General features: G+C 46.9%; 10 protein-coding genes. 6 read left to right on the top strand and 4 right to left on the bottom strand.

The window, feature by feature from the left end; all coding sequences use genetic code 11:
- The first annotated feature begins 112 nt into the window (after positions 1-112).
- Together P2W83_RS09535 and P2W83_RS09540 are read left to right on the top strand one after the other, a co-directional pair.
- The gene (locus P2W83_RS09535; protein WP_276133490.1) at positions 113-1,366 is read left to right on the top strand and encodes a T9SS type A sorting domain-containing protein; all 1,254 of its coding nucleotides are present in this window, start codon (positions 113-115) and stop codon (positions 1,364-1,366) included.
- Between the two features lie 129 nt (positions 1,367-1,495).
- On the top strand, positions 1,496-2,047 hold the full coding sequence (locus P2W83_RS09540) for an REP-associated tyrosine transposase (protein ID WP_276133491.1): 552 nt from the start codon (positions 1,496-1,498) through the stop codon (positions 2,045-2,047).
- Between the two features lie 78 nt (positions 2,048-2,125).
- Here P2W83_RS09540 and P2W83_RS09545 read toward each other — a convergent pair whose 3' ends face one another.
- Complete coding sequence (locus P2W83_RS09545) at positions 2,126-2,590, bottom strand: hypothetical protein (protein WP_276133492.1); 465 nt, start codon at positions 2,588-2,590, stop codon at positions 2,126-2,128.
- 116 nt (positions 2,591-2,706) lie between these two features.
- Positions 2,707-3,759, bottom strand: a complete 1,053-nt coding sequence (locus P2W83_RS09550) for an agmatinase family protein (protein ID WP_276133493.1) — start codon at positions 3,757-3,759, stop codon at positions 2,707-2,709.
- A gap of 174 nt (positions 3,760-3,933) precedes the next feature.
- On the opposite strand from P2W83_RS09550, the gene P2W83_RS09555 reads away from it, so the two are divergent.
- The 3 genes from P2W83_RS09555 to P2W83_RS09565 are packed head-to-tail and all read left to right on the top strand — an operon-like array spanning position 3,934 to position 7,217.
- The gene (locus P2W83_RS09555; RefSeq protein ID WP_276133494.1) at positions 3,934-4,329 is read left to right on the top strand and encodes a cytochrome c maturation protein CcmE domain-containing protein; all 396 of its coding nucleotides are present in this window, start codon (positions 3,934-3,936) and stop codon (positions 4,327-4,329) included.
- A 33-nt stretch (positions 4,330-4,362) separates the two neighbouring features.
- Positions 4,363-6,846: a cytochrome c biogenesis protein CcsA gene (gene ccsA, locus P2W83_RS09560; protein ID WP_276133495.1), complete on the top strand. Its 2,484-nt coding sequence runs from the start codon at positions 4,363-4,365 to the stop codon at positions 6,844-6,846.
- Between the two features lie 2 nt (positions 6,847-6,848).
- Positions 6,849-7,217, top strand: a complete 369-nt coding sequence (locus P2W83_RS09565) for a hypothetical protein (RefSeq protein WP_276133496.1) — start codon at positions 6,849-6,851, stop codon at positions 7,215-7,217.
- Between the two features lie 69 nt (positions 7,218-7,286).
- Here P2W83_RS09565 and P2W83_RS09570 read toward each other — a convergent pair whose 3' ends face one another.
- Together P2W83_RS09570 and P2W83_RS09575 are read right to left on the bottom strand one after the other, a co-directional pair.
- Complete coding sequence (locus tag P2W83_RS09570) at positions 7,287-7,826, bottom strand: hypothetical protein (protein ID WP_276133497.1); 540 nt, start codon at positions 7,824-7,826, stop codon at positions 7,287-7,289.
- A gap of 135 nt (positions 7,827-7,961) precedes the next feature.
- Complete coding sequence (locus tag P2W83_RS09575; RefSeq protein ID WP_276133498.1) at positions 7,962-8,801, bottom strand: N-acetylmuramoyl-L-alanine amidase family protein; 840 nt, start codon at positions 8,799-8,801, stop codon at positions 7,962-7,964.
- A gap of 122 nt (positions 8,802-8,923) precedes the next feature.
- Between P2W83_RS09575 and P2W83_RS09580 the strand changes: the two genes are divergently transcribed.
- The gene (locus P2W83_RS09580; protein WP_276133499.1) at positions 8,924-11,641 is read left to right on the top strand and encodes a putative LPS assembly protein LptD; all 2,718 of its coding nucleotides are present in this window, start codon (positions 8,924-8,926) and stop codon (positions 11,639-11,641) included.
- Positions 11,642-11,672 lie beyond the last annotated feature (31 nt).

Genomic DNA, 11,672 nt, shown 5'->3' on the forward strand with positions numbered 1-11,672 from the left:
CTCTTGTTGATGATTTTTAATTTGCAAGGCTCCTCATCTGAGGAGGGGAGTTTGGGAGATTCACTTTGTACTGTCAGGAATGCTAATTTAGCAGCCCAAACAAACCTAACTCATGTCGTACCTCAAATACGCTTTAGCTATTCTGCTTGCATTATGCCTTGGCAAAGCAGCCGAAGCAAAAACAACACTGTCTATCAACTTTACTCACGATAATGTCACGGTCAATGGAAGGCTACAGCTGCCGAATGGCAACGGTCCTTACCAGGTGATCATTGTGGCACCCGGATCTGGAGCAAACGATAAAGACGGCACATTGGCAATGAGTGGCGGGAATACCATGTGTTTATATCCGGGACTGAACGGCCAGACACTTCGTCCCTACCTGGGGTTGAGTGAAGCGTTCTCTGATTCGGGCTTTGCTGTGCTGACCTACGACAAGATCGAGTACACATATCCAAGTCCGCCAGCGCCTATTACTTTTCATAAACTATGGCTGCCGGTTGAAAGCGCAATTAAGTATCTGAAGACGCGTAGCGATATCGATACAAACAATATAGTTCTGCTCGGTCATAGTGAGGGTTCGACATTGATACCTTACATCGCGCGCAGTCAGAAATCGATAAGCGCTATGATCTCGCTGGCGGGTCCACGTCGTCCGCTTGATTCTATACTGGCCTATCAGTTACCATATATCGCAACCACTTGCGGCGGCGATGTAAATGCTGCCAACCAACAGGCCGCCCAGATACTCGCTTATTTCAACGACATCCGCACCGGCAACTGGAATAGCAGCACGCCTCCAGTTTTTGGTGTATCTGCTGCCGTATGGAGCGATTATATCAAAGTGGCAGATTCAGTTTCTATCAACTATAACCTGGCTAACCGCCAAACACTGTTTGTAGGTCTCGGTGATGATATCAACGTGCCTCCTGCTGTAGAGTTGACACGCTTTCAAAGCGAGATCACGCTGGGTTCAGACTTCTACCTGGTGCCCGGCATCAACCACTACCTGACCACCGTTAATGATCCTTCGACTTCTGAAGTTGTGACCGATACTATTGTTTACTGGCTGCGCAGGCATACATTCCCTGCCAGTGTTCCGGTGGTTTCTGATAAAAGTAATTCGGTATCAGTTTTTCCTTGTCCGGCGAAAGATGTGGTGACGATAGATTATTTATTGCAACATGAAGGGGCGTTGCTGACAGTGTACAATGTTTATGGCGTAAAGCTAACCGAGATTAAACTGGATAATCGAAAAGGCAACAAGACAGTTTCTATCGCGGCGTTGCCAGCAGGTGTATATACCTATGTAGCGAGTGATAGTGGGCTGGTGGTTAAAACCGGTAAGCTGGTAGTAGCGAAATAGCAAATGTTGAAGCTTATAAAAAGGGGAAGCGATAGCTTCCCCTTTTTATATCTGGTCCTCGTTTGTAACGAGGATCCTCCGGCGCGGCGTTTGCAACGCCATTTTAAACAAAAGCAGTATTTTGTTTTCATGTCAGGCGACAAGTATTTCATCACTGATCAACATGCGAGCTATTTTCTAACTTTTACAGTAGTAGAATGGCTGGATGTATTCACACGTGTTGACTACAAGCAGACAATAGTGGACTCTTTGAACTATTGCATTGCGGAAAAAGGTCTGGAATGTTTTGCATGGGTTCTGATGACCAACCATTTGCACCTTGTTGCCAGGGCAAATCCACCAGCCCGGTTATCAGATGTCATTCGTGATTTTAAAAAGTTCACTTCAAAAAAGATAGTGGACCAGATTGAAACCGGAAACGAAAGCAGGAAGGAATGGTTGCTGCATAAGTTCAGCTTCCAGGCACGGACAACAGGAAGAGCGGAAAACTATAAAATGTGGAAGGATGACAACCACGCTATCTACCTGGATGGAACGAACTTATGGAAGCAGAAGGTCGACTATATCCACGATAATCCTGTAAGACAAATGATCGTGTCACAGGCGGAAGATTACTCATTTAGCAGTGCAGGCGATTATGCCGGCAGGAGGGGGCTGGTCAAGGTGACTGTGGCATATTAGACGTATTACGTGGGGCGTTGCAAACACCGGGCCGGTGCATCCTCGTTGCAAACGAGGACGAATGGGGGGGCGTTTTACTTATCTCTTTTTTAAAGGCTGATATTTAGCCTCAAACTCATATCCAGCTAAAATGCTATCGGGTAGATAAGCACGGGTATAATCAAACTTTAGTATAAGCGCAGCCTGGCTATAGAAGTCATCCCCATTAGCTTCATTCACAAATGGAACGGATATGTTCACAGTCTTTATAAATGGATTTGCAGTGTCGTAACTAACTTTCCAGGAACGCTCTGGGGGCATGCCGTATTTCTTATAGAACTCGTGAAATGTTTGCACATCCATTTTTACAGTTGGTCGGTCGCCTTCATTATATACTCCATGATTTAGCATTACAAATGCTTTGTCACCTTCATTGTTTTTTACGTAATCAATAAAACGGCGCACGCTAGTAAGTTTACCCGTGTCCATTTTATCTACTTCTGCACTGCATGAAATAACAGCGGCAGCAATTAGCGAGAGGAAAAGGAGTGGTTTAAATTTCATATTTGTATAGTGATAAAGAGATTAGAAGTTGATGTTCTTTAATATCTAAAAATAGAGCTTTATAGCAAAAAAGGGAAGCGACTGCTTCCCTTTTTTGCATATGGTTATGAAGGTTCCTACTTCATATTCGCCACCATAAAGTTGCACAGCTTATACAGAGCACGTGCACCTACTATAGCGTCTATACCGTCCTGGCTGTGTTCGCCTGCTGATACTTCATTGAGGTCAAAGCCTATCAGCTCGCGGCCGCTGGCTACCACTTGTTTAAAGAGATAGAATACCTGCTCCATTTCGAAACCGCCCGGTACCGGTGTGCCGGTGTTCGGGCAAAGCTTTGGATCCAGTCCGTCGATATCGAAACTGATATACACTTTTTGTGGCAGGTCGTTCACTATCTGCTGGCAGATCTGTTTCCAGGTCTGGCCTTCAAACTGCATTTCTTTTATGTCTTTATCGAAATAGGTAGAAATGCGGTCTGGATTATCGCGGATCATGAATAGTTCTTCATCGCAATAGTCGCGTATGCCCACCTGTACCAGTTTCTTCACCTGTGGTATTTCCTTCAGCACGTTGAACATGATAGACGCGTGCGAATACGTGAAGCCTTCATAAGCATCGCGCAGGTCGGCATGGGCATCTATCTGCAGCACGCCAAAATCGCTGTGTCTTTCAGCCAAGGCATGGATGAAACCCAACGGAGTACTGTGATCGCCGCCCAGCAAGCCAACTTTCTTGCCTTCCTTCAACAGGTTCGATGTCATCTCGTACACCCAGTTCTTCAACACCACGCCGCCATCGTTCACCTCGTCCAGCTTTTCTGACAGCTGTTCGTTCTCAGAAACAACACCACCATCTATCAGGTGAGAGATGATCAGCTCGGCGCATTGGCGCAGGTAGTCGCTTTTCTTTTTTATGATCTTATCGACCGGCAGCATGTGGAAGCCTTTTTTCCAGCCATCCACCACATCCGGATCGTACAGGTCAACCTGCATAGAAGCGTCGTAAACGTTCTCTGGTCCGCGCGAAGTTCCGTCACGGTAAGAGATGGTTACTTCCCAGGGCACGGGTAAGAGCACCAGGGCGGCTTCGTCTTCTTTGAAAGGAAGACCAAATATGTTGTTAGATTTTAATCCGACTGAATTGGGATCAAATGTTGTTAGATCAGCCATCTGCTTTTGAATTGGGCGACAAATTTAGAATTTATATGGTATTGACAAGTGTTAAACCCTGACTTCTAAGAAAATGTTAAAGCGGCGGTAGGCCTTTATATAATATACCGGCGCTTACCATTGTCATGCTTTTGTTGTGTTTTTACACGTAACTTTGCCTATTCTCAGACAGTTATGAAAAAGTCGCATATAGTCCTGTTGGTGTTGATCGCAGCAGCGGTAGGTATCATCGTAAGCATGTTTGGCGATTTCAGCACCTACGAAACCTTTGCCTCTGCGGCTAAGGATCCGGGCAAGAAGTATCACGTAATAGGTGTGCTCGCCAAAGGTAAAAACATGGAATATGATCCGGTAAAAGATCCTAACCACTTCGTGTTTTATGTAGAGGATAAAGCCGGCCAGGTGAACAAAGTGATCTTCAACGGCGCCAAGCCAACAGATATTGAGAAGTCTGAACAAGTGGTGATGATGGGACATATGGAAGACGGATCGTTCCGCTGCAGCAAGATCCAGATGAAATGCCCGTCGAAGTACAAGAACGATCAGATCGCGGTAGGTAGTCCCAGCTAAAGCTTTTCACACAGACATAATTAAACATTCAACTTGGATACGCAATTCATAGGTGAAAGTCTCGGACCGGGGAAACTCGGTCATTTTTTTGTTATCACCTCCTTTGTTGGCGCATTGTTTAGCGCGTTCAGCTATTTCCGCTCCGCACAAACCGAAAAGAAAGACATCAACAACAGCAACTCGTGGCTGCTGATGGGCCGCAACGGTTTCGTGGTACACAGTGCCGCTGTATTCGGCATTTTTATCGCACTGTATTATATCATCGCTAACCACTTGTTCGAGTACAACTACGCATGGCGTCACTCAGACCTGAGCCTCTCGTCAAAGTACCTGCTCTCATGTTTCTGGGAAGGACAGGAGGGTAGCTTCCTGCTATGGGCTATCTGGCACTGTGTGCTCGGCCTCATCGTGATGAAGAATGCAAAGGCGCTGGAAAGCAGGGTGATGACAGTAATATCGGTAGTGCAGGTGGCGCTGGCCAGTATGTTGTTAGGGTTTGTATTCGGCCCGGATGTGAAAGTGGGTAGCACTCCGTTCATGCTGCTGCGCCATGCTATGCAGGATGCTCCGATATTCGCTCAGGCCAACTACATGGAATTCATAAAAGACGGTAACGGCCTGAACATACTGCTGCAGAACTACTGGATGGTGATACACCCGCCGGTACTGTTCCTCGGCTTTGCATCTACGCTTATACCTTTTGCTTATACTATTGCGGCGCTGTGGAAGAACGATTACCAAACTTGGATCAAACCAACGATCAACTGGGCATTGTTCTCAGGAGGTATCCTTGGTCTTGGTATCATGATGGGTGGCGCCTGGGCTTATGAGTCGCTGACCTTTGGTGGCTACTGGGCGTGGGATCCGGTGGAGAATGCTTCGCTGGTACCTTGGTTAACATTGGTAGCTGGTCTGCATACCCTGGTAGTTTATAAGGCTACAGGGCGCTCGCTGATAATTACGATCATTCTGCTTACTGTTACTTACCTGCTGGTATGGTATTCTACCTTCCTGACGCGTACGGGTGTGCTGGGCGATACTTCGGTGCACGCCTTCACAGGTGAAGGCAAATCGCTCTACTGGCATTTGCTGATAGTACTTGGTGTTCTGCTGATATCAGTTATCGGATTTATGGCGGCAAGATGGAAATTCCTGCCCCGCGTGAAGGAAGAAGAAAAGATCAATACCCGCGAGTTCTGGATGTTCATCGGTTCGTTCATCCTGCTGTTGTCTGCATTGCAGATCATCATCAGTACTTCGATACCTGTTTGGTCGCCGCTGGCTAAAATGATAACCGGCAAAGACGTAGCGCCGCCGGTTGAACCTGTGCAGCACTACAATAGCATACAGGTTTGGGTGGCCATAATAGTAGGCCTGATGACGGCAACCATACTGTTCTTCCGGTTCAAGAACAGCGATAATAAAGTTGTATTTAAGCGCCTCGGCATTACAGCTGCCATTGCGCTGGCGGTTAGTCTTCTGATAGGCTTTACACAGAAGATCGACTCACCTCAATACGCCATCCTTCTATTTGCAGCTTGCTATACGATAGTAGCTATGATCTACTATGCTACCAAGGTGCAGGGCGGAAAACTGAAAAAGCTGGGTCCTGCAACTTCACACTTTGGCTTTGGTTTAATACTGTTAGGTATCCTGCTGTCGTCGTACAATAAAGAAGTTATATCATACAATACACTTGGCGTTCGTTTTGGCTTCAGTAAAGACGCCGGCCAGGATATAAAGGAAAGCCGCGAGAACGTGCTGCTGTATCGTGGTGTGCCGGTTGCGCTGGGCGACTACTTTGCTACCTACCAGGGCGATAGTACCTCGCCAGGCGATGCGCGTACCTTCTATAAAGTTCGCTATCAGCGCATAGATTCTGCTACTAAAGAAGTGAAGGAGTCATTCACGCTATACCCGAATGCCTTCGTAAATCCGAAAGGACAAGATGGTGGATTGAGCGCCAACCCGGCATCCAAACACTACCTGCACAAAGATATTTTCACTTATGTGACCTCGGTGATCGACCCGAAGAAGAAAACAGATACTTCGGTGTATAAGAGCCACGTGGTACATGAGGGTGATACCATTTACGCGAACACAGGTTACCTGGTATTCAAAGGCTTTGAAACGCAGGTTGAGAATCCACGCTACCAACCGGCCAGTGGCGATATCGCCGTAACGGCAAGGCTTGAAGTGTATGACCTGGCTGGCGTGCAGGACACGCTGGCTCCGGTTTACTTCATACGCGATGGATACGAGAATCACATTGAGGATACCATGAAGGCGATGACTCTTTATACCCGCCTCGCGAAGATCCTGCCTGATCAGAATGCGGCAGAGATCATGGTGCGTCAGCCTAACCCGCAGGATGAGTATATAGTAATGAAGGCGCTGGTGTTCCCATTCATTAATATACTGTGGCTAGGTATAGTGGTAATGGTATTGGGCTTCTTCCTGACCGCGTGGAACAGGGCCACCAAGAAAGATAAAAAGCCAACCGTTTTAAACGTATAAACATGGACGATGCCGTACAAGATGAAATATTCCAGTCGCTGAAGAAGATGCTGGAGCCCTATGCGCCTAAGATGGATGTGAAGGCTGACTCGGAAGAATCGTTTTACCTGGATTGCAAGAAGGAAGTAAAGAAAGGTTACCCGATGTTTTTCGGCGCGGTACGTCGTGGAAAGAGCTACATCAGTTACTACCTGATGCCAGTATATGCCCAACCATCGTTGCTGGAGGGAATGAGCCCTGAGTTAAAGAAGCGCATGCAGGGCAAGAGCTGTTTCAACTTCAAAAAACCGGAGCCTGCATTGTTTGAAGAACTCAACCAGCTGACAAAACGTGGATTTGAGTGTTACAAGAAAGACGGCTGGGTGGACTAGCCCAAAGGATATAAAAAGAAAAACCTCTTAGCATTGCTAAGAGGTTTTTTATTGGAATAAAGATCAAGCTTATTTGTGCCAGTCAGAAACATCGCCCAGGCCGTTCGTACCGAAGTCGTTCACGCGTCCGTCAGGCAGTTTGATGCTGTAAGTTACTTTCAGCTGGCCGTTTTTGCCATACAGGTCATGTTCACTAAGAAGACCCATACCTTTTATTTCATATCCTTCAACAGTTTGCTGAGGAATGAACATAGTATCACCCTTTACACGAACGTTAACCGGGGTTGCCAGTTTGTTGTAGAAGTTTTTGATAACCATGTCGGTCATGTTAGTGCCGTAGTCGATAGTAACTTCATATGCCGACGACCTTGAACGAGAACCTTTTTCAAACACACGCCACACACCCCTGTATTTGTCACGAACTATAGTTTCGCATTGGAAGCCTTCATAACCGGTTGGGCAGATACAAGTACCTTCTTTACACACACCACCATACGCACATACGATCGATTTACATTTATCGGGGCTACAAGAAGAATATGTTACCGCACCGAAAGCAGAAATAGCACCCAGTGCCGACAGAATAATAGTTTTTAAACGGGCTTTCATTAGCACAAATTATTTTATTTAACGAAGCTTAAAGATAAAAGAAACAATCTTAAAAAGCAACTGGCGCTCAAATTAATATTGACCGCAATTTTTTAATTGGTGCACCGCGCTGAAGTGCTTATATTATAAATAAGTCTATCGCTCTACTTCGGCCTTGTAAGACCTGATGCCCCTGAATATGGCATTGGTTACTTCGTTCTGTCCGGCGGCGGAATTGAGATAGATCTCCTCCTCGGGGTTGTTGATAAAACCGATCTCTACCAGCACACCCGGCATGGCGCTGCCGGCCAATACTTCCAGTCCCATTTGTTTTACGCCTTTATCCTGGCGCCCCTGGCGGGAGAACTCATTCTGAATCTTGGTACCCAGCGATACGCTGCGCGAAAGGAATGCCGAGGCATATTGCGCAACGACGATCGCGGTCTGCGGGTCGTTGACATCAAGCATTCCCGGTTCCTGGGCTACCATTTCGCCGTATTCACCTATCGCGTCCTCTTTTTGAGAGCTGCGGTGCAGACCTAGCACATAAGTTTCAGTGCCGCTGGCGGCAGTCTCTGTATGACGAATAGTTTTATATACTGCCTGCTTTACTTTCTTCTTGCCTTTTTTTACGGTTTTATAGCCGGCATGTACGCGTTCCACACGGGCAGCGGTCGCATTTACGTGAATAGATATAAAAAGATCGGCAGCCGACCGATTGGCTACTTCGTGCCTTTCTTCCAGTTTGGGGTAGATATCGGTAGTACGTGTATAGATCACTTTAACGCCGGGAAGGCTATCCTGGATCATCTTGCCAAGGCGTAGTGCCACATCCAGGGTCAGGTCTTTTTCAGCCGAGATTTTACCGCGGGCGCCATTGTCGGTACCGCCGTGACCGGCGTCTATCACAATTTTTGTTATCTTTTTGCCGTTAGCCAATACAAGGGTGGGCATCATCGCGCACGCCCATATGAATAATAAGAGTTTGGTTCGCATTTGATTACGGAAACGTTCAATGTTTTAATAATGTACAATTCCTCGATCTCAAACGCAGCAATTGCCTATTTTTGTACACCTTCATGAACTGGTGCGGTAAAATTATTCCAAAATTTCAATTGATGCACTGCCTTACCCCTATTTTGGCAGTCATTTTTACATTGTTTTTAACAACAACCGCTGAGGCCCAAAAGGTTAGGAAAGGTGCGGACAGGTTTGGCCCCGCTGACACCACAACAATCTATAAGGCGGTTGATACCATCAAACTACCTGGTGGTGCAATGAAACCGGATACGGTGTACCGCTACGAGACCGATTCTCTAACCGGCGATACGCTGGCTATTGATAGCACAGGGGCAGACACAACTGCAGGCGGAAGCATCGAAAACAGACTGGGTATCCGTTTATCGCCAGATGCGCTGGAGTCGGTGGTGACATCAAAGGCTACAGACTCTGCGGTAATGGATATGGAACGTAACCTGTTCTATCTATACGGTGACGCCCAGGTGAACTACGAGGACCTGCAGCTCAATGCAGGTGAGATAGCCTATGCGCAGGAGAGCAATTTGGTGACAGCGTCCCCCTCGTTCGATAGTTCAGGCGCACAGCTGGCGCGGCCTTCGTTTACACAGGGCCAGGAAAAGTTTACTTACGATTCGCTGCAATATAATTTCAAGAGCAAGCGCGCGATCGTAAGAAACGCACGCACGCAATACGGCGAGGGCTTTGTACACAGCCAGCAGATAAAACGTAATCCCGATCAATCTATTTATGGCTTGCAAAGCGTATATACGACTTGCGCGCTCGATACGCCACACTTTGGTATCAAAGCAAAAAAGATCAAAGTGATACCCAATAAGGTGATCGCCAGTGGTCCGGCTAATATTAATATTGAAGAAGTTCCTACCCCGATATTCCTGCCGTTTGGTTTATTTCCTATTAGCCAGGGACAGCGGTCTGGCTTCAGGCTGCCGATGTATACTATTGAGGAACGTCGTGGTGTGGGCCTGCAGCAGGGCGGCTATTATTTTGCCATTAATGAATATGTTGATTTCCTGGTGACCGGCGACGTTTACTCGCGCGGTAGCTATAATGTAAGTGGTGTGAGTAGTTATACCAACCGTTACCATTATAGCGGCGGTCTCTCGCTGGCATATGCGTATAATAAGACTGGCGAAGTATGGGAGCAAGGCGCCGGTATCAGCAAAGATTTTAAAGCTAACTGGGAGCACAGGTCAGATGCCAAATCGCGCCCGGGGGTCAATTTCAACGCCTCGGTTGTATTCGGTACTGCTACCTATAACAACTTCAACTCGTACACGGTAAACCAGATATTACAGAACCAGTACCAATCGAACATTACTTACCAGAAGTCGTGGCAGAACAAGCCGTACTCGCTAACTGTGAGTGCCCGCCATAGTCAGAATAACCAGACGCGCGAGGTGAATGTGCTGTTGCCGGAGGTGAACTTCTTTGTGGCGCAGTTCAACCCGTTTGAAGGTAAATCGAGCACAGGCAACAGGTGGTATGAAAAGATCACCGCGCAGTACAACTTCAATGCGCTGAACCGTACCGATTTTATCGATAGCACTTTTAGCCTGCGCAAACTGTCGCTGGGTGATTTCGATAACGGTATTCACCACAACATTCCGATCAGCGCTTCCTATAATGTGCTCCGCTTTATCAATATGACCTTTGGCGCCAACTATAATGAATATTGGTTGACCCGAAAAACCTACCACTTCTTTAATCCCGCAGAAGACAGGCTGGATACTAATGTCTACAAAGGTTTTTTCACTGCGCGTGATTTCAATGCCAGTGTTGGCGCGAATACACGTATCTATGGTTTGAGAATGTTCAGGGGAGGTAGTAAGTTGATGGGCATTCGTCATGTACTCACCCCGAGTGCGTCGCTTACCTTTACGCCCGATTATGCCGCGGCTCCGTTCAGGTATGGTTATCAAACCCTGGAAGGCGGGCAGACCCCGATATACAGGTCTACATTTGAAAATTCGCTTGGGTTTGCGCCCAATGGGCAGTTCGGTAATTTCAGCAGCATGCTGGCCTTTGGTATAGACAACAACCTGCAGATAAAAGTGCGCACCAAGGATGGTAAGGATTCTGTAGGTTCAAAGAACATAAGGTTGATAGATAACTTTAGCATCAACGGCGGATATGATCTTGCAAAAGACAGTTTCAGGTGGTCGCTTGTTACGATGCGTTTTGCTACAAACCTGTTCAATGTTTTGAACATACAGGCAGGGGCAGTATTCGATCCTTATGATTTTGATTATACCCTCGGACGCAATATCAACAGCACGCTGCTGGAGAGAGGCGGGGGGGTAGTGCGGTTCAGACAGGCGAATGCAAGTATCGGTGGCAGCCTACGATCAGTGCCGAACGACAGGAATAGGAACAAACCCGAAGCCCAAACTGAGGAATATGAACGCCTGTTGTCATATGGGAGGTATAATGACTATGTGGACTTTAACGTGCCCTGGAACTTGTCATTTAGTTATAATGCAACCGTAGCAAGGAATTACGACAAGTTACTGCAGCAGGATACCCTGGCATTCTATCATACGGCGATGTTCTCGGGTGATTTTAATCTGACACCTCGTTGGAAGTTCGAGATACAGAGTGGTTATAACTTTACAGAAGAACAGCTGTCAGTGACACAGTTGTCAATATACCGCGACCTGCATTGCTGGGAAATGCGGCTGAGCACCGTTCCGTTTGGTCTTAACAAGAACTTCCAGTTCCAGCTGAATGTAAAAGCCCAGATACTGCAGGACCTGAAACTCGTTCGGCGCAGGGATTTCAGGGATGCAATACAATAGTTATAAAGGCATTGTATAATTCCTTCCGGTC

The sequence above is a fragment of the Polluticoccus soli genome, assembly GCF_029269745.1.
GTDB classification, from domain to species: Bacteria; Bacteroidota; Bacteroidia; order Chitinophagales; family Chitinophagaceae; genus Polluticoccus; species Polluticoccus soli.

Coding starts and splice junctions, on each gene's coding strand:
- P2W83_RS09535 (WP_276133490.1), top strand. CDS start 113: ATGTCGTACCTCAAATACGCTTTAGCTATTCTGCTTGCATTATGCCTT.
- P2W83_RS09540 (WP_276133491.1), top strand. CDS start 1,496: ATGTCAGGCGACAAGTATTTCATCACTGATCAACATGCGAGCTATTTT.
- P2W83_RS09545 (WP_276133492.1), bottom strand. CDS start 2,590: ATGAAATTTAAACCACTCCTTTTCCTCTCGCTAATTGCTGCCGCTGTT.
- P2W83_RS09550 (WP_276133493.1), bottom strand. CDS start 3,759: ATGGCTGATCTAACAACATTTGATCCCAATTCAGTCGGATTAAAATCT.
- P2W83_RS09555 (WP_276133494.1), top strand. CDS start 3,934: ATGAAAAAGTCGCATATAGTCCTGTTGGTGTTGATCGCAGCAGCGGTA.
- P2W83_RS09565 (WP_276133496.1), top strand. CDS start 6,849: ATGGACGATGCCGTACAAGATGAAATATTCCAGTCGCTGAAGAAGATG.
- P2W83_RS09570 (WP_276133497.1), bottom strand. CDS start 7,826: ATGAAAGCCCGTTTAAAAACTATTATTCTGTCGGCACTGGGTGCTATT.
- P2W83_RS09575 (WP_276133498.1), bottom strand. CDS start 8,801: ATGCGAACCAAACTCTTATTATTCATATGGGCGTGCGCGATGATGCCC.
- P2W83_RS09580 (WP_276133499.1), top strand. CDS start 8,924: ATGCACTGCCTTACCCCTATTTTGGCAGTCATTTTTACATTGTTTTTA.